We start from the raw sequence: 21,620 nt of genomic DNA, 5'->3' as shown, positions 1-21,620 counted from the left end.
GCCATGGCCAACCTGCAGTTCAATATTCCCAAGTCCAACAGCAGCATCATCAAGGTGCTGGGTGTTGGGGGTGGCGGCGGCAATGCCGTTACCACCATGTTCAAGAACGGCATCAAGGGGGTCGATTTCGTTATCTGCAACACCGACATGCAGGTGTTGGAGAAGAGCGTCATTCCTACCAAAATCCGGCTCGGTGAAAACCTCACCCAGGGGCTCGGCTGCGGCGCCAATCCTGAGATTGGCCGTCAATCAGCACTGGAGAGCATCGATGAAATCCGCGAGCTGCTGAAAGACAACACCCGTATGGTGTTCATCACGGCGGGCATGGGTGGTGGCACCGGTACGGGTGCAGCCCCGGTTATTGCCAAGCTGGCCCGGGAAATGGGCATCCTCACTGTCGGCATTGTCACTACACCTTTCGCGTTTGAGGGCGAGTGGCGTGCACGCATTGCACAGGAAGGTATCAATGAGTTGGAGCCGCATGTCGACTCCCTCATCATCATCAAGAATACCAACCTGATGTCCATCTGCCCAAAGAACATCAAGCAGCGCGATGCCTTTGTCTTCGCCGATCAGGTGGTATCCAACGCCGCAAAGGGCATTGCGGAAATCATCACGGTTGATGGCTATATGAACGTCGACTTTGCCGACGTACAGACCATCATGCGCGGTAGTGGCAGCGCACTGATGGGCTCTGCTACGTTCGAAGGCGAAAACCGTGCCCAGATGGCGGTGGAAGAGGCGCTCAATTCCCCGCTGCTCGACCACATGGACATCTACGGCGCTACAGGCGTTCTGCTCAATATCACGGCGCACGAAGACTCGCTTACGCTGGAGGAAACCCAGATTATTGGCGAATTTGTGCAGAAGGCTGCAGGTGCTCAGGCCCGCATCATCATGGGGCAGGTTTTCAATGAAGACATGGGCGACCAGCTCAGCGTTACCGTTATTGCCACTGGTTTCGACCGCAAAGGCAATGCCCGGCAAGCAGTTGCTGCGGCTGCCCAGCCAGCTGCAGATACTGCCGCTCAGCAGCCTCGTACCAACTCGGCCAAGCCACAACCCCAGCCCAACCCTGCACAGGGGCGGCTGGATATCGAAGTGGACGAAGTGTCTGAGAAGTTCCGCCCCGCCATTCTGGAGCCTACCGTTCCTCAGCCTGATATTCGCCCGATGTCGCTGGAAGAGCGCCTGCGCCGCATTGACAATAAGCAGTTCGACTTCCGCAACCCGGCCCGCCTGAAGAAGCTGGAAGACGAGCCCACCTACCTGCGCCGCCGCAATTCAGGTGAACTCGACCACTTTCTCACGGGTAATTCGGCCGATGCACGCCCCGAGCTGTCGCGTTTCAGCCTCGATGGTGCAACCGATCCCTCGGGCCGCTACCAGCTGCGCGACAACAACTCCTATCTCTTCGACAACGTGGACTGATTGTCCACCGGGTTCAGTTTTATCCTCGCGCGCCGTCTGCATAAAATACTTTGCAGGCGGCGCGTTTCTTATGCTAAATAAGTTTAGTATTCGGGTAAAATAGAGTCACTGGTATGGAAGACGGTCTGCATCAGCGTATTCAGCAGTTTATCGACTATCTGCAGATTACCAATAACAAATTCGCCAAGGAGATTGGCGACTCGTCTGCCAAGGTGTCGCAGGTGACGAACCAGAATGGGTCGCGGCCCGATTTCCGCGTCTCGCTGCTCGCCAAAATCATCCGCCGCTACCCTGAGCTCAGTATGGACTGGCTGCTCTCGGGCGATGGCCCTATGCTCAAGAACGCCCCGGCCAAGCACGTTCCGCTCGACTCTTCCTTTGATGGAGAGCCACCCCGTCCAGTTACAGGGTGGCGAGCCCGCCTCTTGGAAGCCCAACAGGAAAAGCAGACCATTCCGCTCGTCAGTCAGAAGGCGTATGCTTCCTATCTCGCGGGCTATGCCGATCAGGATTTCTTCGATACCCAACCGGTTATCTATTATCCCGAACTCAAAGGCTTGGGGCCCGTCATTGCCATTCGTGTCCAGGGCGACAGTATGTCTCCCACCATTTACCCAGATGATGTGCTGTTGTGCTCGTATGTGGAGCGCGGCCAGAAGATTGCCAATGAGGGCGTCTATGTGGTCTGCCACGACGAAGGTGTGGTGGTAAAGCGTGTGCTGGACCAGACCACAGCAGGCGGTAACCTGCTATGTCTCTCTGATAACCCGGAGTACCCGGCCTTTGAAGTGCCGCTTACCAGTCTGCGCCATATCTGGAAGGTACGCCGCCGTATTACGGCCTTTCTCGACAAAAATGCCGAGCTGGAATCAAAGGTGGCTGGCTTGGAGCAGCAGATATCCCTGCTCTCCAAACGGCTGGATGCTTAAGGCTGGGTTCAGTCTATGAATATACCCCAGCCCATCAGTTTGTCCAGCAGGTACACCACCCCGAATACCACCAGGGCTGAACAGAATACCACCCCATAGAGTGTATATTCCCGTACTATTCTGGACCATTTACCATTCATAGAAATCGGCTTGTTTGTTTAAGTTAGGTATTTGTCAGACATGGAGCCCTTTCCGCAACAGGGGTTTTTGTAATACTTTGTCATCATGCGAACCGAGCCACTGGTATATTCCAGCATTCATTATGTAGATGGAAACCAGCACAGGGCGTTGCAGTCGCTGTTTCTTCAGTGGTTTGGTTTGTTGGCCAGTGCGGCAATTGTGCTGGTGTTGCTTCGGATGTTTACAGGCGCCGCTATACTGGGATATGCCTTTGGGGCAGTGTTGGCCAGTGTCGGCTTGGCTTGGCTCATAACGGTTATCCAGGCGCGCGGTCGATGGGTTCGCCTCCGTATCGAGGGCGGTGCTTTGTACCTCGATACGCTTTATGGCCTCTCTGAGGGCATCGCGCCGTTGCCGTTCCCAGTGCCCTATGCCGCCGCACAGGTGGTGCGTGAGGGCCTGCAATTGCATTATCACGACCAGGTAGTGGTGCTGCGTCGTGCCGAGTGGCCTGCCTTCGACGAAATCGTTGCGTACTTCCGCGATCTTCCGCCCGAAGAGCGGCTCCTCGCAATCGACGCGCGGTAACGCCCTTCTGCTATTTTTGCCACTCAATCTCCAAGAAATGAAGCAGCTTGATTCGAAAGTCTGCCTGATTACAGGCGGCTCGCGCGGTATCGGCGCCACCCTCGTTCGTGCGTTCGCCGCAGAAGGTGCCACGGTTATCTTCACCTACGCAGGCTCTACCGAGAAGGCCCAGGCACTGGTAGCCGAACTCAATGCCCAGGGCGGCAAGGTGGAAGCCGTACAGGCCGACGCTGTTGACACCAATAAGGCTGCCCAGGTGGTAGACGATATCGTGGCCCGTCATGGCCGCCTCGACGTAGTGGTGAACAACGCTGGCATTACCCGCGATACCCTCATCCTTCGTATGACCGAGCAGCAGTGGGACGACGTAATGGGCGCCAACCTCAAAAGCGTATTCAACTACACCAAGGCTGCTGCCCGGCACATGATGAAGCAGCGCGCTGGTTCTTTCATCAACATGAGCTCTATCGTAGGCGTTACCGGCAACGCCGGCCAGAGCAACTACGCTGCCTCCAAAGCAGGCATCATTGGCTTTACACAGAGCATCGCCCAGGAACTCGGTTCGCGCGGTATCCGCGCCAATGCGGTGGCCCCCGGTTTCATCGCCACCGAAATGACCAACGCCATTCCCGAGGCCGAAATCCAGAAGTGGCTCTCCGGTATTCCCCTCAATCGCCCAGGTACTACCCAGGATGTTGCAGACCTTTGCATCTTCCTCGCCAGCGATCGCTCCAGCTACATTACGGGCCAAACCATCCGCGTAGACGGCGGCATGCGTTAAGCCAAGTTTAAGTGCAGATTACTCACAGATGGCGCCCAGAAAAGGGCGCCATTTCTGTTTTAATGGATGGTTATTGCTGGTAATCAGTTGGTTAAGTGGGGCGTTTAAACGGTTTGCCCAAGGATATTGTCCCGCCCCATTTAAACAACCGTTAACAGGCAAGAAACGGGTGCTTCATCCCCCGGGGCCAACTTGCGACCGGAAATGGATACTATGTCTCGCCTCTCACGCTTCCTCGTTCTTTGCCTTTGCCTGTTGGGCACAGCAGCCGCTGCCGTAGCCCAGAATGGCGCAGGTGTCATCGAAGGTTCTGTCAAGGACTTCGACTCCAGCGAACCCCTCATTGGTGCCACCGTCCTGCTCTCAGGTACTCAGTACGGTGCGAATACCGATGAGAACGGTGCCTTCAAAATCATGGCAGTGCCAGTAGGTAAGTACAAACTGGTCATTACCTATATCAGCTACGAAACCGACACCATCGACGTTGAAGTAAAGTTTGGCCAGGCTACAGTCGTCAACCACGGCCTGGTACCCGAAGGCGCCACCCTCAACGAGGTACGCATCATTGGCGAGCGTACCCAGGTAACCACTGAAACTGCGCTGCTAACCGAAATGCGCACGACACAGGCTGTTACCAGCGGTATATCCAGCGAATTCATCGGCCGTACCCAAGACCGTGATGCCGCCGACGTAGTGCGTCGTGTGCCTGGTATCACGGTGCAGGACGATCGCTTCATCAACATCCGTGGTCTGGCCGAACGCTACAATATGGTGATGCTCAATGGCGCTATCGCCCCTAGCGCTGAACCTGACAAGCGTGCTTTCTCCTTCGACCTCATCCCATCCAGCATGATCGACAAGCTGATTGTCTACAAGACAGCCAGCCCCGAAATCCCCGGCGACTTCGCTGGGGGCGTCATCAGGCTCTCCACCAAGAATGCCACCGACGAGCGCCAGCTGCGTGTTACCGCTTCCGTAGGAGTTCGTGCCAACTCTACGTTTGAGAACATGCTGCGCGATCCTGCCCGGGTGCCCGAAGACCTTGTGGGTTTTGGCGCACAGGCCCGTGACCTTCCCTCGCGCTTCCCTTCTACCAATCTGTCGCAGCTGCTGCTCAATACCAGCACCTCGGGCCGTGCCTACGCCGCCATCCGCCGCCTGAAGAACGCCTACGTTGCCGACCAGACCACCGCGCTGCCCGACGGGCGTATCGGGGTTACCTACGGAAACTCCTGGAACATCGGGTCCTGGACGCTCCGTTCGCTTACGGCTGTCAACTACTCCAACACCAACTCGGTGTACGACATCACCCGAAACTTCTACGAGGGCTCTCCCACTGGTGCAGGTGCGCAGCGTTACAGCTTCAACGACCAGGAGTCCAGCAACGAAGTACGGCTCTCAGCTCTGCAGAACTTTGTGCTGCGTATCAATCCCTATCACAAGATTGAGTTTCGCAACCTCTTTAACCAGATTGCCCTCTCTCGTGTCATTTACCGTACGGGTATCGATTCGTTGCAGGGTGTACGGCGCGAGCGCAACTGGCGCTACATCTACCGCCAGCGTTCCCTCTATTCTTCCCAGCTGGCGGGCAGTCACGGCTTTGCCGAGGGTAAGCACCAGTTCGACTGGCTGGCAGGCTTCAACTTTGCTGATACCCGCATCCCGGATTTCCGCCAGGTGCGTACGGGCAGCTCGCTCAGCAATACCACTGAGGCCTACTCGCTCATTTTCCCTTCCCAGAACAACACGGACCTCCGTGACCTCGGCCGCTTTTTCGGCCGCAACCGTGAGTATGGTGTCAATGGTGGCCTCGACTACACCTTCTCGGCCAACGACAAAGGCTTGAAAATCAAAGCAGGTGCTTTCGGTGAATACCGTGACCGCGAGTTCCGTTCGCGCGTAGTAGGCTACACCCGTGGCGACGGCACCGATTTCATCAACCCCGATTTCGACCAGGTTTTCATCGACGCCAACATTGGCCCGGCCAATACCTTCCCCATCAGCGTCACCGAATCTACCCTGCCTTCCGACCGCTACGACGCCCAGAACATCCTGATGGCAGGTTATGCTGGTGTCATCTGGCCCTTGCTTGACCAAAAACTGACCATCAATGCCGGCGTACGTGTGGAAGCCAACGAGCAGCGCCTCCAAACTGCAACCGGAACCCTCGATGCTCCCCAGCGTATCCGCATCGACCGTCCGTTTACCAGTGTGCTCCCCTCGCTGAACGTCAGCTACAACCTCACCGACAAAATGCTCATTCGGGCCGCTTTCTCTCAGACCGTCAACCGCCCTGAACTGCGCGAACTTGCCCCCTTCCGCTTCATCGACTTCGAAATCAACAACCTCGTGCAGGGCAACCCCGATCTGAAGACGGCGACCATCACGAACTACGAGGTGCGCTGGGAACTGTATCCCACACCCCAGGAGAACATCACGGTGGCAGCTTTCTACAAAGACTTCAAAGATCCCATCGAATCGGTGTTTGACCCTCAGTCGAATCTCGACCCTGTCTTTACCCTCCAGAACAACAACCGCGCCCGTGTCTATGGCGCAGAGTTGGAAGCCCGCAAGTCGCTCAACTTCATTGGCGGCGGCAACTTCTGGCAGCGTACCTCGCTGGTGCTGAATGCCAGCTACATGTTCAGCGAAATCAACCTGAATGTGGCTTCCATTCGCCAGCGCAGTACCCGCGCCTTGCAAGGCCAGGCCCCGTACATCATCAACGCCAGCCTCTTCTATACCGACGAACAGCGCGGCTGGCAGGTGAATCTGCTGTACAACGTAGCCGGGGGGCGCATTTTCCAGGCAGGCCTCAATCCCTATCCTGAAATCTATGACACTCCCCGTAACGTCATCGATTTCAACGTGACCAAGACCCTTGGCAAGCTGGAGCTCCGCATTGGTATTCAGGACCTGCTGAACCAGCCCTTCCGCCTCTACTACGACTTCCAGCAGGATGGCGTCTACAAAGCTGGCCAGGACCGCGTCTTCCAGGAGTTTCGCCCGGGTCAGTACATCACTTTTGGCGCTACCTACAAGCTATAACCGTCTCTACATCCTTTTCATCATAATCTCTTCCGTATGTATTCTTTTGTTCGTAACAGCATGCGTTGGGCGATGGTCTGTGGCCTGAGCCTGGGCATCCTGGCTGGTTGCTCCAGCAACGACGAGGGCGAGGACGATCCCGTTCCTACTGGCCCGGATGGCTATCCTGCCAACTACGTTATCAAGACAGGTCTCTTCACTACCAGCCAGACCTGGGACAAGGACTCGGTATACGTGCTCCGTGGCAACGTTATCTTCGAAACGCCCGCAGGCGCTGCTGCTCCTGTTAAGCTCACCATTGAGGCTGGTACTATCATCAAGGGCGAGGCTACGGGTGTGCTTATCATCAACGGTGGTATCGAAGGCCGCCCGGCTGCACAAGTCGAGGCTATTGGTACAGCTGCTGCCCCCATCGTCTTCACCTCCATCAAGGCTCCTGGTCAGCGTAACTATGGCGATTGGGGTGGGGTAGTGCTCATCGGCAAGAGCTTTGTCAACCAATACACGGGTGCTGGCGCTGCCCGCCCGCAGCCCGAAGGCAACATCCCCTCATACGTTCGTTACGGTGGTGCCAACAACCTCACCACTTCGGCTGCCAACTCCGAAAGCCTGGGCCGTCTGAGCTATGTGCGCATCGAATTTGCCGGTATTCCACAGAGTTCGCTGCCCAACAGTGAAATCAACGGCCTCACTATGTACGGTGTAGGTGCTGGTACTACCCTCGACCACATCCAGGTGTCCTTCTGCAACGACGACGCGTTTGAGTGGTTTGGCGGTAACGTGAATGCCAAGTACCTCGTTGCGTTCCGTACGGCTGATGACGACTTCGATACCGACTTCGGCTACCGGGGCAATGTGCAGTTTGCACTGGCCCTGCGCAACCCAGCCCGTGCCGACAGCGATGCCAGCAACGGCTTTGAGTCTGACAACGATGCCAACACCTCGGCACTCGCTCCGCTCACGCGCCCTGTCTTCAGCAACGTAACCCTCATCGGGCCCCGCCGCAACGAAGCCGCCGACTTTACCGTAGGCTCCAGCAACAACTACAACGCTGGCATGCGCCTGCGTCGCAATACCCGTCTCAACGCCTTCAACGTCGTGATCATGGGTTATCTGGAAGGTATCGAAGTAAACGATGCCACTACCGCTGCCAACCTCTCGGCTGCTGCTGCTTCTGATGCTGCCAACACCGACAGCATGATGATCCGCAACGTGATGATTGCCGACGTACAGAATGCACTGGGCGGTGGTAACGCCAATGCCACCACTTTCCTGAACGCCTACGCCGCCACTCTGGGCATCACTACCCGCCTCAACGCTGGTTCTCCCAAGGGCTCGGGCACTGGTATCTATCAGGATCCCTACAACCTCACGGCCCCCAACTTCACGCTGGCTGCTGGTTCTCCCGCTGCTACTGGTGGTAGTGTAACGCTGGCTCAGGCTCGTGCCAACCAGATGAATGCCCTCACTGGGGTTACGGGTTCTGCACTGGAGTTCACTTTCGAGAACGTAACTTTCCTGGGTGCTATCGGTGCTACCAACTGGCTCGCCAGCTGGACCAACTTCGATCCCCAGAATACGCCCTACTGATTGTGATTCAGTAAGATTCAGAAGCCCCGAGCAATCGGGGCTTTTTTTTTGCCCACTCCTCCAGGTGTCTTAAATAAAAAGCCCCCAGCGCTTTTGCCGGGGGCTTGAATGGTGTGGCATGGTAGCAAGCTCACTCTTTGTCTTCCAGGGCTTCCAGCTTGTGCAGCAGTTTCACCAGTTTCTCCTGGCTGGCATACTTACGAAGGGTCTTCATCCACTCCTGGGCAGGCATGCCCGCATAGATTTTGCCTCCTGCGAGCGAGGAGATAACGCCCGTCTTGGCCATCAGGATGGCACCCTTGCCAATGACTACATCGCTGGGCACGCCTACCTGGCCCCAGAGGATACAGTCATCTTCAATGGTGGTAACACCTGCAATGCCTACCAGTGCGGCAATGACGCAACGCTTGCCTATGATGGTGTCATGGCCAATCTGCACCAGGTTGTCGATCTTGGTATGCTCACCGATGAAAGTGTCGGCACTTACGCCACGGTCAATGGTGGTGTTGGCGCCAATTTCCACGTAGTCTTCCAGGATGGTGCGGCCTTTGGTCAGCATTTTGTCGCGACCATAAGGGCGTTTTTTGTAATAGAAAGCCTCTCCCCCGATGCGGGCACCACTCTGGATGCAGCAGAACTTACCCATTGTGGTGTTGTCATAAATGGTCACGTTGGCATTAATCAACGAGCCCTCGCCAATCACGACATTTGAGCCAATGGTTACATTATGCCCAATCTCTACATTCTTGCCGATGGTGACATTGGTGCCGAGAATCACACTCTGGCCCATGCGCACGCTGGCGTCAATCTGGTTCTTCTCACGGGGCACGTTCAGATCCAGCGGGTTGCGGGGCTGAAAATGCTCAGTGAGGGCGTTGTATGAGTTGAAGGGGTCTTCTACTACAATCAGGGCTTTACCAGCTGGGGGCTCCACCTCCTTGTTGATCAGAATGGTATCGGCTTTGCTGGCGAACGCCTTCTTGTAGTATTTGGCCACGTCCACAAAGGTCATGTCACCCGGCTCTACGCGGTGAATCTCGTTGATTCCGCTCACCAGATGCTCGGGATTGCCAATTACCCGGCCGTTGACCAGAGCCGCCAGTTCACTGACGGTGCGTGCAGGGGTTAACTTCATATATACAGTATGCGGGGAGCCTTAAAACTTGTTCTTCCACATCATGGATTCCACTGGCTTCACGGTCTTGTGGGTGTACTTCGCATTGTCCTTCTGGTCGTAGCGGCGGGCGACATCGCCTTTCACTTCGAAGAAAATCAGCTGGCCTATGGGCATGCCTGCGTACACCCGAACGGGGTGCACCACAGAAATCTCCAGTGTCCAGGTATTGCAGAAGCCAACATCGCCTTTGCCAGCGGTGGCGTGGATATCGATGCCTAAACGGCCCACACTGCTCTTGCCTTCCAGAAAGGGGACATGGCGGTGGGTTTCGGTGTATTCTTCCGTTACGCCCAGGTACAGCGTGCCGGGTTCGAGCAGAAAACCTTCAGCTGGAATAATGATTTCGCGCACCTTGTTGTGCTGCTTGGCGTCAAGCTCTTTCGACTCATAAACCGCCAGGTAACGCCCCAGGTGGACATCATAGCTGTTGCTGCCCAAGCATTCAGGGCGATAGGGCTCAATCAGAATGTCCCCAACTTCTATGTGGTGAAGGATTTCCTTATCGGAGAGGATCATGGGGTTGGGCGGGCAATGTCGGTTACAATTTCTGTACCACGTGTGTCGGTATCGCGTAGCAACTGCTGAAAAAATCCGGCGTCCATGCGCTGTGGTGCATGGGTATCTGTTGTGCCAGCACCACTCGGGGGTTGTGCGCGGTATTGGTACAGGCGGTCCAGTTGCAGGCGCAGAAACTGCTCCATATTCAGCAGCAGATCGTCGCGGCGCTGTTGCAACTCACGCACTTCCCGTTCCAGATGAGCGCGCTCATCTTTGGCTTTGAGAATCAACTGGGCCGCTTCATTCTCCGCACTCTTCAGTTTCAGCTCGGCTTCACGCTGGGCATTTTCCACCACCCCGCGGCTCGAGTCCTCAGCCTGTTTCAGTGTCTTGTGAAGTATGTTTTCTACTTCCTGGTATCGTTGAAGGCCGCTTTGCAGCTTCTCAACTTCGGTGCGCAGGCGCTTGTTATCCTCCTGCATTCGTTCCCATTCCTGCGACAGGCTGGCCAGAAAAGCCTTCACCTCCTCCGCATCATAGCCACGCAGCGCTTTCGCGAACTGCTGCTGACGTATCTCAAGCGGGCTGATCATACGGACGGAATTGGGCAGGCGGGACAGGTTTTGCCGGAGGGCAAAGTTGATAATTAACCTCTAAAATAACTAATAGCAGACCCCGCGATACAACCGCACCATTTTTTGCTGCGAAGCGTCTGTTAGGGCTGTTGAACCCAAAGGGTGTACGGATAATCTTCGCGCTTGCTGTAGCCCGAAAGCAGTAGCGGCAGTTGTGCGCTCATTTGGCCAAAGAGGGGCTGGGTGCCCAGAATCACTGTTGGTTTGTGCTGGGCGAACGCTTTATACAGTGTTGGCAGACTTTGGCTGGGAAGGGCGGCAAGGCTGTCTGCCGGCTGACCCCATAGAAGGTAGGCGGCCAGGTCTGTTTCGAGATAACGATTCCCAGGAGTATAGTCCAACAGCACATAGGCGCGGGCCGATGGCGAGGTCACCCATAGCGTTGGTGTTTTATCTGTGGCCGGCAACTTGGCCGCCAGTGCGCTGAGCTGTTGGTGCTGCTGGCGTACGGCTTCCAGATAGGGCAGGTTGCCAGAAAAATCCCAGTAGCGGCGAACTTTCGGTGAAAGTGCAGGCTGATGCAGCGCGGCATTCAGCGAGAGGTACTGTACGGGCAGGAACAGGACCCCCGTCAGCACCAGATAGCCCCAGCGGCCTTTGGCGAACCCGTCGGCCAGATACGAAACATAGAACACCAGGCAGGGCAACACCAGAAAGTAGAGCCCGAGATGTGAGGTGCCCTGGGCCAGCAGAATCATCACAATGGCGGCCACTGTCCATATCGCCACCACGTTTTCGGCCTGGCGGCTGCGAATACTGGTGCTGAACAGCTGTGTCCGGTAGGCCAGAAAGCCGACAAATGCCAATAGCATCAGTCCGCCCCAGACGGAAAGCACATGGCTGAAAATACCATCACCCATTGTATCAGCAAACGGGCTGCGGAACTCGTAGAGGGCAAAGCGTACCGTCTGCTCCCAGGCGCTGTTGAGGTTGCCATGCCACAAAAACCACCCTGACGTGATGGCCAATACCAGAAAGAAGCCACCCAGCACGTTGATGATATCTTCCAGCCGGATCGAGCGAACGATGGACAGGGCGGCTATTCCTGCCGGAACGAAGACAACTGCTTTCAGATCCAGCAGCGCGGAGACCCCCAGCAGTAAGCCAATCTGAAAAGGCTGGCGCCAGGCAGAACGGCGGCTGGGTTCCTGTAGGGCCAGCTCCCAAACCAGCAGGGCCGGCAGTATCAGCAATAGTTCGCTGTGCAGGCTCAGGTCGTCCCAGAAAGCGACACCGCATGCGGTAAACAGTACCAGCGGCAGTGCCGAATAGGAGCTGCCGAAACGATACGCATTGAAAAAGCGCATCAGCAGCACTCCGCAGAGCAGTATGTACAGCAGGCGCAAGACCCGAAGAAATGTCAGGGTGTAGCTCCCGAAGATTTCATGCAGCATTTTCTGGAAGTAGGCCAGCAGGGGAGGCATAGAGACTACGGCTTCCTCGTAGAGCGGATGACCATCGGCCAGCCTGCGCCCCAGGGTCAGCTGAAAGGCTTCGGCTTCACCAATCCAGCCTGCATCCCACGCTGGCCAACTGAAGGCCACCAATGCAGCCAGCAGCAGAAGGTACGTGAAGGGGTTGTAGGAAGTAAGCCAGCGGGAAACCATGGTGCGAAAAAATGAAAAGTGCCGGTACGAATCGCACCGGCACTCTGGTTAGCTATCAACAGTTCTATTAGAGCGAGTGGCGGTAACGCAGATCTTTTACGTTACCCGTTTCGCGCATGCCCTGCGAAACCCGCTGAATGATGAGGTTGCGGCGCTGTTGCAGCAGATTGGCCTGGTACTGCTTCACCTGCTCATCGGTAAGGGCGGCGGGTTCGGTCAGTTCCTGCATTTCCAGTACATATACGCCCGTCAGGCCTTCTACCGGCTTGGAGCGCTGCCCTTTTTTCAGTGCAAACGCAGCTCCTACTACGATGTTGTCAGAACCCACACCGGGTACGCCTGGTGCATTCAGAGTGATGTTTTGGGCGTTACCGGTAAAGGCGCCCTGGCCATAGGTACCACGCAGCTGATCCAGTGTCTTGCCATTGGTGTCACCCAGTTTTTCTATGATCATCTTGGCCTTCTTGCGACGTAGAACGTCGGGGCGAATCTGTGCCTCTACTGATGACAGCGAACGGAAGCCATCTACGTTTTTCTCTTTCACGACCGCAATAATGAAGCCGTCGTTGGTGGGAGTAACGTTGGAAACAGCGTTCAGGTCGCTCTGAAGCGCCCAACCTATGATGCTGTTGGAGCCTGCGATTCCAGGCAGCAGAGTTGTCTGCGGTACGATAGGGCCACTGGTGCGCACATCCAGCCCCAGGTTCTGGGCTACGGTGTCAAAACGGGCGGCATCGCCTTGCAGACGCGCAGCAAACTCATTGGCTTTGCTGTCCATCTGGCGGATCGTCTCATTGCTGGGCTCGAAGCGCTTGATAACGGCGGCCAGCTGAACCATGCGGTTTGAGCTTTCCTGCACATCTATAACGTGGAAACCGCCACGCGAGGCTACTGCCTTGCGGATGATGCCTTTACCTGCTTTGCCAACTGCTTCGTCGAACTCAGTGCCGAGTACGCCGCGTGGCAATACGCCGAGTTCGCCACCAGAATAGCGGGTCTGGTTGTCATCAGAGTACTGGATGGCCAGCGAGCTGAAGTTCTCGGCGGTAGCTACACGAGCCAGGCTGTCGGCCAGCGCACGCGCTGCTACCGAGTCGGCTACTGAGCCGGAGGCAGGCTGAATGAGGATATGACGGGCCTTTACGATGTTCAGGGTGTCGTTCTTGAAAGCCAGTACTTTGAACACACGGATGCCACCACGAACTTCAGAGGGGGGCAGTACAGTGCCAGGCTTGGCATTTTCTACAGCCTTGCGGGCCTCTTCATCCAACATCATAACGTTGCGGAAGATGGGCTCGATGGGGTCATCAGAGTTTGCAAGCGCATAGGCCGTGTCGTTTTCTGCGACACCCAGTTCGCTGGCGGCCTTGGTGGCAGCAGCGCGGGTAGCTGCAGAGTCAGCAGCCGTAGGCAGTTTGCTCAGATATACATACCGGATAATGGTCTCGGGTTGCGGCTGGCGGAAACGGTTCTTGTGCTCGTTGTAATAGGCTGTCAGATCCGACTGCGTTACTTCCACAGCGCTGTCCGGTATGGTAGCGTAGTTGATGGCCAGATAGTTGATGGTAGCCTGGCGTACGTTGTTGAAAGCAGCCAGACGGGCCTCTTCCGAAGAAACAAAAGTGGCAGCCTGAAGCATGTTGTAATACTTCTCCAGCAGGCGGGTATAGTTCACCTGCGATTGAAGCTGGCCCAGTTGCGCGGCAAGCTGCTCTTGCCCGGCCTGACGCGAACTGCTGATGAGTTGCTTCACCAGGTTGGGGTCAAACTGGCCTGCACCATTCCGGAACGCCGGAATCTGCATCATGATGGGGTTGGGGTTGGGGCCCAACAGCTGTTGGTTGCTTTCTGCCACCGTAACCTGAAGACCCAGGTCTTCGTTTTCCTGTGCAAACAGGATGTCGGTGACCTGACGCTCCCATACTTCGTTGAGTACCTGTTCTTTTTCCTGCTCGTTCAGTTTTCGCTGGCCATTCTGCTCAGCATTGAAAACGGCGTTCTGGACTTTTGGCTGGTAGTCGTTGATGCGCACTTCCTGTCCGCCGATTACACCTACGACGGTGTAGTCTTCCTGGAACAGGCTCTGCTGCGTCAGAACGGAGCTTACGGTGAAAATGACCAGAGAGAGGACGATGAGGCCGAACACCAGGCCAGCCCGGCTTCGGATACTGTTAATAACGCCTGCCATGTGCAGTTATAGGCTTGTTACGCAAAAGTGAGGGGCAAAAATAAGGAATAGCGAATCCCTTTGTGCACCAGTGGGTAAACTTTATTAACCTTTGGCAGGGTAGTCGTAAAAGCCCTTGCCGGTTTTTCGCCCCCAGAGGCCTGCATCCACCATTTTCTGCTGCAGGCGGCTGGGCCTGAACCGCGGTTCGTGAAAGAAGCCCTCATACATCCGCTGTGTCACATCGTGGTTGGTGTCAATTCCAATCAGGTCCATCAGCTTGAAGGGGCCCATCCGGAAGCCGACCGCCTCAAGTGCCTGGTCTACCGTCTGGAAATCAATGCCGCCGCCATCTTCCAATATGTCCTGGGCCTCAAGGTAGAACTGCCGGGCAACGCGATTGACGATGAAGCCTGGCGCATCCAATGCCTTGACGGGCGTCTTGCCGATGCGTCGCGACAGTTCGGCAATTGTCTCCATCAGCTCTGGCGGAGTCTGCGCGCCGCCAATCACTTCAACCAGCTTCATCAGCGCCACCGGATTGAAGAAGTGCATGCCCACAAACCGCTCGGGGTGCTTCAGGCACGCGCCAATCCGCGTCACACTGATACTGGAGGTATTGGTGGCAATGATGGCTGTCGGGCTGTTGTTTGCCTCTATCTCCTTCAGAAGGCTGTGTTTGATGTCCAGTTTTTCAGGGGCTGCTTCCAAGATCAGATCACCCTTCAGCTCGGTCAACACGTGCGTATAGCGGATGGCCGTGAGCATGTGGGCGTGGCGTGGGCTGTCGATCAACTGCTTGTCCAGCGCTTTGTCGGCCAATGTCTTCACGTGTCCGCGGGCTTTTTCCAGCGCTGTTTCTGAGGGGTCGAACAGTACTACATTATAGCCATACTGGGCAAACAGCGCTGCAATACCGTGGCCCATGATGCCGGCACCAGCTACACCTATCGTACGAATGGCTTCTACCTTCATACAGCAAACTTACCTACAAACCCACAATGCGCTGAAGGATACGCCCAGGCTCTCCTCATTTCGAAGTGTCAGCCAGCCGACAGTGTGTAATAATTGGTACTGTTTTCGCCTCGCGCTGCAATATCTTCGGGCATGAAATGCCTGCTGCTTTTATTGCTGTTTTCAGCCGGGATGCTGCCACTGTCGGCACAGAGAGACATCCGCGCAAGTATGGATGTGGGCGTGGGCCCGTCGGTTCAGACCCTGTCTGTTTCTGCCTATCGGCTGCACCATCTGGGTAAGAAGCAGCGTCTTCGTTTGGGATATGGCGTACGACTGACAGGCGCCCAGAGCAAAAGCCTGGAGTATCTCACGGCGCCCGGGGCGTTGTATGCCGCCAAGCCCGGGGTTTTTGCTGTGTTCAGTGAGCCCAACCGCGCGAACCTTGATACACTGACGCTTGACCGTTCGCTGCTGTTCTCACTCAACCTGATGGGGGTGGCAGAATATCAGCTGGCACGCCGTGTGGCTGTTGGCTTGAACCTGGATGTAGTGGGGCTCAGCTTTGGCGGGGAGCGAAGTGGTTTTCTACAGGCTTCGTCTCAGCGGTCAGGGCCGTATCCGGTCGATGCGGAACCCTCAGGTAACAACCTGTTGCTCGGAGGGCCCAACGACTTTGGCTCGCTCAACTCCCAGTTTTATGTGCAGGTGCAGGCTTCTCCGTCCATTTCGCTGCGGGGCGGGCTCAGTCACCAGTTTCTGGAGTGGCGTACCAACGAGAAGCAGGCTTTCGACAACGACCGCTTCCGCTGGAAAGGAAACCTGTATTTCATTGGCATCATATGGCATCTGAACCCTGTGGCGCACGAGCCTGTTACTACTGAATGATGCGATATAGTATGTTGGTTCTGTGCTGGTTGAGCGTATTTGTTTCCGTCTCGGCCCAGGCACTTCAGGTTAAGTCGGCCACGGTGCAGTTCTACATCCGCAATGCGGGGTTTACGGTCGATGGCAGCCTTTCGAAGGTGCAGGCCACCCTCACTGGTCAGCGGGGCAATCCGGCTACATGGCAACTAGCAGCTACAGCGACTGTCGCCTCTCTCTCTACAGGTATTGATGCCCGCGACCGGCACCTTCTCAAGCCCGACTATTTCGACGCAGAGCGGTTCCCCCAACTGGCGTTTGTGTCCACGGGATTCTCTCAGAAAGATGGCCGCTGGCTAGCTACAGGCCGCCTCACCATCAAAGGCACCACCCGCGAGGTTGTGATACCCATCACGATAGATGATAGCCAGGAATTGGCAGTATCTGGCGAGTTCATCCTCAACCGGCTTGACTACCGGATTGGTAGCTCCAGTTGGGTCATGTCAGACGATGTCCGTGTTGTGGTGATGCTGCGGTTTTAAGAAACGGTCGCTTGCTGCAGTGCATAAGCAAGAATACCGGCGGCAATGCCCACGTTCAATGACTCCATCGGCTGCGCGGTGGCCCCGGGTATACTCACGGTGGCAAGGTTTGGCGTGGCCAGCAGTTCAGCAGCCAGTCCGTGGCTTTCGCTGCCCATCAACAACAGATTGCGCGTGCCCAGAATGGCGGCAGGTGATGGGCCCTGCATGACAGCGGCTGCCATCTGCTCGGCGTGGGTCTTTACAAAGCTGGAGAAGTCGGGCAGGTAGTGGACGGGTACACGGAAGATGGCACCCATGCTGGCCCGTACCACTTTTGGATTGAAGCAGTCAACGGTATCGGCCGAGCAGAACAGGGCCTTGTGCCCAAACCACGCCGCCGTGCGAAGGATAGTGCCCAGGTTGCCTGGGTCCTGAATGCGGTTCAGTACAAAAGCAGGGCCCAGCGGAGAGGGTAGGTCTGGGGGCTGTTGCGGCAGCCGGCAGATGGCCACTGCGCCTTCTGGGGTCACCTGGCTGCTGAGTTTACCCATCATCCGCTCATTGCATACATACAGCGGAATATCGCGCTGCTGGCTCAGCCTTATTATGTCAGCCAGGCTGTCGAGTGTGGCTTCCTGCACCACAATTGCCACTGCCGGCCAGCCGCTCATCAGGGCTTCGTGGGTCAGTTTCAGGCCTTCGGCAACGAAAAGCCCTTCCTCCTTCCGGTTTTTGGCTGCCTGTAGGGCGCTGAATTGTTTTAGTTTTGCCTGCGAAAGCGGGTGCATCAGTGCAAAAGTATCTGGTTTTAGTGGGATTCCTGGGGCTGCTGGCACTCGTCGGGTGCGAAAGTACCCTGCATTTGCAGCCCGGAAAGCAGCTCATCCGCCGCGAACCCCAGTTTCGGGGCAACCAACTGGTGCGCGAAGAGGCCCTCCGCACAGGCATCAAGACCCAAGCCAATGACCAGATTTTCGGCTACCGCCTGAAAATGCAGGTGCACTATCTCGGTATCAGCCTCACCCGCGACAGTTCGCTGGGCATGAAGCTCTATCGGAAGATCGACCGGAAGCGCGCCGCCGAAAACGCTGTGGCCAACTGGCTGAAGGACAAAATTGGACAGGCTCCTCGTACCGTAGATGCCGACCAGTTGCTGGCAGATGCCGCCAATCTGGAAGCCCTGTACTTTGCCAATGGCTTTCTCGATGCAAAAGTCACCCCCAGACTGGAGCCCTCGAAGAAGAATCCCCGTGTGGTGGATGTCGTCTTCGAGATTAACGAAGGCCCTCCTTACCAGATCAGCAGTATCGTGTATTCAGGCAATCAGGAGTTGGTGAACCTGGCCAACCAGTTCAGCAACGAAACCTTGCTGCGACTGGGCCGACGCTACAACCACGAGAACCTCACGAACGAGCGCATCCGGCTGGCCAACGTGTTCCGCAACTATGGTTACCTGAGGGTCGATCCCAGCCAGATTTCCTACATCGCAGATACCTTGAGTCAGCAGTTGCCCGACTCGTTGCAGCGCCGCAACCGCCGCCGTATCAAACTACCTACCGCCGCCCGCCCCCTCGCCCTTGAGATCATCCTGCCCGACAGCGCCGTCATCTATCACCTTCAGGAAGTAAGGGCTACGCTGCACCGGGGCAACACGGGCGATACTACCCGCAATATCCTCTTCGACCTTCGCCACATGAGCCCCGAAGTTCGGCAGGCCTATGGCGTGAACACCAAGTGGCTTAGCCCCGATCAGGACGTACATTTCTTTACCACACCCGAAGAGGCCCGCCGCAACAAGCTCAGTGTCATTGCCCGCCGCATTCGTTTGAACCCTGGCGACCGCTATTCGCTGTTGGAGCAGCGACGCACCATCGAGCGCCTCAACGCGATGGGCATCTTCCGATCGTCGTTCGTCACCTTCCGCGAAACCGACCCCGAAAACCACGGCCTCACTGCCGATGTGGACCTCCAACTCTTGCGGAAGTACGATATGCGCGTCGGCGCCGAGATGTTCCAGAGCCAGAACCAGAGCCTCAATGGCTCCAACATTCCGGGCTTTGGGGCCACCTTCTCCCTGCGCGACCGCAATTTCTTTGGCGGCGCCGAGCAGTTCATTGCCTCGCTCAATGGCACGGTGTCGTTCTACCGTTCGCCACAAACCAATCAGGTTGAGCCATTGTATCAGTATGCAGGCCGCCTCAATGTGGTGATGCCCAGCTTCTGGCTGGTGGAAACACCCCGTCGCAACATGTTGGAGTTCCGGCCCACCACCAGTTTTGCGCTGACCTTGGGGCAGGAGCGCCGAGTCGAATTTACCCGAACCAGTGTGGGTGGCGAATGGATCTACACCTGGTTCAACATCCCACAGAGCGACCGCGCCCAGATGACTTTCACGCCCCTGAGCGTGCTTTGGGTAGAGACCAAAGACCTTGATACAACTGCCTTCGGCAACTTCTTCGACCCGCTCCCCGAGCAGGTTAAGTTCTTCATTCTCCGCGATCTGGAGCCGCGGTTGCTTTCGCGCGGCACTTTCTCCTACTCCTACAGCGGCCATTATGGCGATCGGCGCCGACCCCTCAGCTGGTTTGTGCGGCCAACCATCGAGATTGGCGGTAACCTTCCCTGGATACTTGATCTGCTCTCCAGTGACGGCAGAGCCGACGATAACCTCTTGGCAGGGCAATACATCTATGGGCAGTATTTCAAGATTGCCAACGAACTGAAGCTGTTCCGGCCGATTGGCCTGCGCTCCGACCTCGTCACGCGCCTCTTCCTTGGCTACTCTCGGGGCTGGCTCAACAATCCTGGCGTTCCCTTCCAATATCGCTTCTTCACGGGTGGTGTCAGCACCAACCGCGGCTGGCTCAGCAACACACTGGGCCCCGGCACGTTCAGCAACTCGGAAAATGGCCTCAGTTCGCTGCTGCCAATCGGGGGCGAAATCGCATTGGAGTTCAACCTGGAATACCGCTTCCCGCTGGCTGGCGACTTCAAGGGCGCCCTGTTCTTCGACGCTGGTAACGTCTGGTTCAATGCCGAGAGCGCACCTGGCAACCCACAGGCCGTATTGTCCAAAGAGACCCTGCAACTGGGCCTTTCTGGCGGCTTTGGCGTCCGGTGGGACCTCGAGTTCCTTGTCCTCCGCCTCGACATAGGCCAGCAGCTCTATGCCCCGGATTTACGGCGTTGGGTATTGCAGAAGGGTTTTCAGGACATCGGCAACACCCGTATGCAGTACAACTTCGGCATCGGCTACCCGTTCTGACCTTACGGGAAAATCTTGCCGGGGTTCAGGATACCATTGGGGTCAAATACCTGTTTGATGCCCTTCATCAGCAGCAGCTCGGTTTCAGAGAAACGCACGTCCATGTAGGGGCGCTGCACCCAGCCGATGCCGTGTTCGCCACTGAGGGTGCCCCCCAGCGACACTGTGTATTCGAAAATGCGCCGAATGGCTTGTGGCAGCTCGTTCTGCCAGCGGTCGTCGGGCATGTCACCTTTCAGGATGTTCACATGTAGGTTGCCGTCGCCGGCGTGGCCATAGCACACACTCCGGAACCCAAACTCCCGCCCGGTTTCCTTGATGAACCGCAACAGCTTTGCCAGCTCGGCACGGGGCACCACGGTATCCTCTTCCTTGTAGATGGTGGTGCCTTTCACGGCTTCGCCCAGGCAGCGCCGCAGCCGCCACAGCTCAGCCTGCTGGTCGGTGCTTTCGGCCAGCAGCACGTCGGTGGCGCCCATTTCTTCCAGCAATGCGTATGCCTGCTCGCACTCGGCCATCAGCTGGGCCTCGTCGTTGCCGTCAAACTCTATCAGCAGGTGGGCGGCCACGCCTGTGGTGTCGTAGCGGTTGATGCCCAGAAACTGCTGGCCAAAGTCGATGGCGTCTTTCTCAATGAACTCCAGCGCCGAGGGGTTCAGCCCTTTCTGGAAGAACACCGACACCGTTTCGCAGGCTTTCTCGGCATCGGTGAAGGCGGCCAGCAGGGTACGGGCCAGTCGCGGCAGTGGCACCAGCCGGTGGGTACTGCGGGTAATAACGCCCAGTGTGCCCTCGCTGCCCACCATCAGTTGTGTCAGGTTGTAGCCAGTGCTGTTCTTCAGCGTCTTCGCGCCGGTCTGTATCACTTCGCCCGAGGGTAATACCACTTCCAGCGCCAGTACATAGGCGTTGGTGATGCCGTACTTCACGGCATGGGCACCGCCGCTGTTTTCGGCCAGATTGCCGCCAATAAAGCACGAGCCCTTGCTGCTGGGGTCGGGCGGGTACATCAGACCCACAGCTTCGGCGGCTTTGCGCAGGTCGTCTACCACTACGCCGGGCTCTACGGTAATCTGGAGGTTGCGTGTGTCTACTTCCAGCACGCGGTTCATACGCTCCATAGAAAGTGCCACACCGCCATAGACAGGCAGCATGCCGCCGCTGAGGCCTGTCCGTGCGCCAATGGGCGTAACAGGTATGCGCCGCTCGTTACAGTGTTTCAGAATAGCCGACACATGCGCAGTCGTGCGGGGCTTAAGCACTACCTCAGGCGGGAAGCGGAAGTCCTCGGTCCAGTCGTGCGAGTAGCGCTCCAGGCTGTCGGCGTCGGCCCATACGCCATCATCTCCCAGCTGCTGCCGGAAGTACATCAGGTCGTCAGGCGTAATACGGGCAAAGCCGGCGGCTGCGGCATCGGGGGCGCGGTACATCTGCATATGCGC

General features: G+C 56.8%; 18 protein-coding genes. 9 read left to right on the top strand and 9 right to left on the bottom strand.

What is annotated here, in order from left to right; translation table 11 throughout:
* The first annotated feature begins 3 nt into the window (after positions 1–3).
* The gene (gene ftsZ / locus AC2D8O_RS11260) at positions 4–1,431 is read left to right on the top strand and encodes a cell division protein FtsZ (protein ID WP_484678919.1); all 1,428 of its coding nucleotides are present in this window, start codon (positions 4–6) and stop codon (positions 1,429–1,431) included.
* Positions 1,432–1,544: 113 nt separating this feature from the next.
* Positions 1,545–2,360 (top strand): S24 family peptidase, encoded by an 816-nt coding sequence (locus AC2D8O_RS11255; protein WP_484678918.1) that lies wholly within the window; start codon positions 1,545–1,547, stop codon positions 2,358–2,360.
* Positions 2,361–2,368: 8 nt separating this feature from the next.
* On the opposite strand, the gene AC2D8O_RS11250 is transcribed toward AC2D8O_RS11255, so the two are convergent.
* Complete coding sequence (locus tag AC2D8O_RS11250) at positions 2,369–2,500, bottom strand: hypothetical protein (RefSeq protein WP_484678917.1); 132 nt, start codon at positions 2,498–2,500, stop codon at positions 2,369–2,371.
* 85 nt (positions 2,501–2,585) lie between these two features.
* On the opposite strand from AC2D8O_RS11250, the gene AC2D8O_RS11245 reads away from it, so the two are divergent.
* The 4 genes from AC2D8O_RS11245 (at position 2,586) to AC2D8O_RS11230 (ending at position 8,487) form a co-directional block, all read left to right on the top strand.
* Positions 2,586–3,068, top strand: coding sequence for a hypothetical protein (locus AC2D8O_RS11245; protein WP_484678916.1), 483 nt, complete (start codon positions 2,586–2,588; stop codon positions 3,066–3,068).
* A 37-nt stretch (positions 3,069–3,105) separates the two neighbouring features.
* A complete protein-coding gene (fabG, locus tag AC2D8O_RS11240; protein WP_484678915.1) occupies positions 3,106–3,849 on the top strand; it encodes a 3-oxoacyl-[acyl-carrier-protein] reductase in 744 nt (247 codons plus the stop codon).
* A gap of 204 nt (positions 3,850–4,053) precedes the next feature.
* Positions 4,054–6,897: a TonB-dependent receptor gene (locus tag AC2D8O_RS11235; RefSeq protein WP_484678914.1), complete on the top strand. Its 2,844-nt coding sequence runs from the start codon at positions 4,054–4,056 to the stop codon at positions 6,895–6,897.
* 36 nt (positions 6,898–6,933) lie between these two features.
* Positions 6,934–8,487: a hypothetical protein gene (locus AC2D8O_RS11230; RefSeq protein ID WP_484678913.1), complete on the top strand. Its 1,554-nt coding sequence runs from the start codon at positions 6,934–6,936 to the stop codon at positions 8,485–8,487.
* Positions 8,488–8,617: 130 nt separating this feature from the next.
* Here the strand turns inward: AC2D8O_RS11230 and lpxD are convergent, their stop codons facing one another.
* The 6 genes from lpxD to AC2D8O_RS11200 form a co-directional block, all read right to left on the bottom strand.
* Positions 8,618–9,622 (bottom strand): UDP-3-O-(3-hydroxymyristoyl)glucosamine N-acyltransferase, encoded by a 1,005-nt coding sequence (lpxD, locus tag AC2D8O_RS11225; RefSeq protein WP_484678912.1) that lies wholly within the window; start codon positions 9,620–9,622, stop codon positions 8,618–8,620.
* A 21-nt stretch (positions 9,623–9,643) separates the two neighbouring features.
* Complete coding sequence (gene dcd / locus AC2D8O_RS11220; RefSeq protein WP_484678911.1) at positions 9,644–10,180, bottom strand: dCTP deaminase; 537 nt, start codon at positions 10,178–10,180, stop codon at positions 9,644–9,646.
* On the bottom strand, positions 10,177–10,755 hold the full coding sequence (locus tag AC2D8O_RS11215; protein WP_484678910.1) for a DivIVA domain-containing protein: 579 nt from the start codon (positions 10,753–10,755) through the stop codon (positions 10,177–10,179). Before AC2D8O_RS11215 ends, dcd begins: the two co-directional genes overlap by 4 nt.
* 122 nt (positions 10,756–10,877) lie before the next feature.
* Complete coding sequence (locus tag AC2D8O_RS11210) at positions 10,878–12,404, bottom strand: hypothetical protein (protein WP_484678909.1); 1,527 nt, start codon at positions 12,402–12,404, stop codon at positions 10,878–10,880.
* 67 nt (positions 12,405–12,471) lie between these two features.
* A complete protein-coding gene (locus AC2D8O_RS11205; protein ID WP_484678908.1) occupies positions 12,472–14,592 on the bottom strand; it encodes a peptidylprolyl isomerase in 2,121 nt (706 codons plus the stop codon).
* A gap of 84 nt (positions 14,593–14,676) precedes the next feature.
* Positions 14,677–15,546, bottom strand: coding sequence for a 3-hydroxyacyl-CoA dehydrogenase family protein (locus AC2D8O_RS11200; protein ID WP_484678907.1), 870 nt, complete (start codon positions 15,544–15,546; stop codon positions 14,677–14,679).
* A 132-nt stretch (positions 15,547–15,678) separates the two neighbouring features.
* Between AC2D8O_RS11200 and AC2D8O_RS11195 the strand changes: the two genes are divergently transcribed.
* Together AC2D8O_RS11195 and AC2D8O_RS11190 are read left to right on the top strand one after the other, a co-directional pair.
* Complete coding sequence (locus tag AC2D8O_RS11195; protein ID WP_484678906.1) at positions 15,679–16,413, top strand: hypothetical protein; 735 nt, start codon at positions 15,679–15,681, stop codon at positions 16,411–16,413.
* Positions 16,414–16,442: 29 nt separating this feature from the next.
* Entirely contained in the window at positions 16,443–16,931 is a 489-nt protein-coding gene (locus AC2D8O_RS11190) for a YceI family protein (RefSeq protein ID WP_484678905.1), read from the top strand.
* On the opposite strand, the gene AC2D8O_RS11185 is transcribed toward AC2D8O_RS11190, so the two are convergent.
* Positions 16,928–17,701 carry a TrmH family RNA methyltransferase gene (locus AC2D8O_RS11185; RefSeq protein ID WP_484678904.1) on the bottom strand — a complete coding sequence of 258 codons (774 nt, stop codon included), beginning with the start codon at positions 17,699–17,701 and terminating at the stop codon, positions 16,928–16,930. The two genes, AC2D8O_RS11190 and AC2D8O_RS11185, sit on opposite strands and share 4 nt — an antisense overlap.
* Positions 17,702–17,724: 23 nt before the next feature.
* On the opposite strand from AC2D8O_RS11185, the gene tamL reads away from it, so the two are divergent.
* Positions 17,725–20,178, top strand: a complete 2,454-nt coding sequence (gene tamL / locus AC2D8O_RS11180) for a translocation and assembly module lipoprotein TamL (protein WP_484678903.1) — start codon at positions 17,725–17,727, stop codon at positions 20,176–20,178.
* A 2-nt stretch (positions 20,179–20,180) separates the two neighbouring features.
* Here the strand turns inward: tamL and AC2D8O_RS11175 are convergent, their stop codons facing one another.
* Positions 20,181–21,614, bottom strand: coding sequence for an FAD-binding oxidoreductase (locus AC2D8O_RS11175; RefSeq protein ID WP_484678902.1), 1,434 nt, complete (start codon positions 21,612–21,614; stop codon positions 20,181–20,183).
* Between the last annotated feature and the right edge of the window lie 6 nt (positions 21,615–21,620).

This window comes from Pontibacter sp. T17, assembly GCF_057219875.1.
Note: the sequence above shows the minus strand (reverse complement) of the source record. Positions and strands in the feature narration are given on the sequence as shown.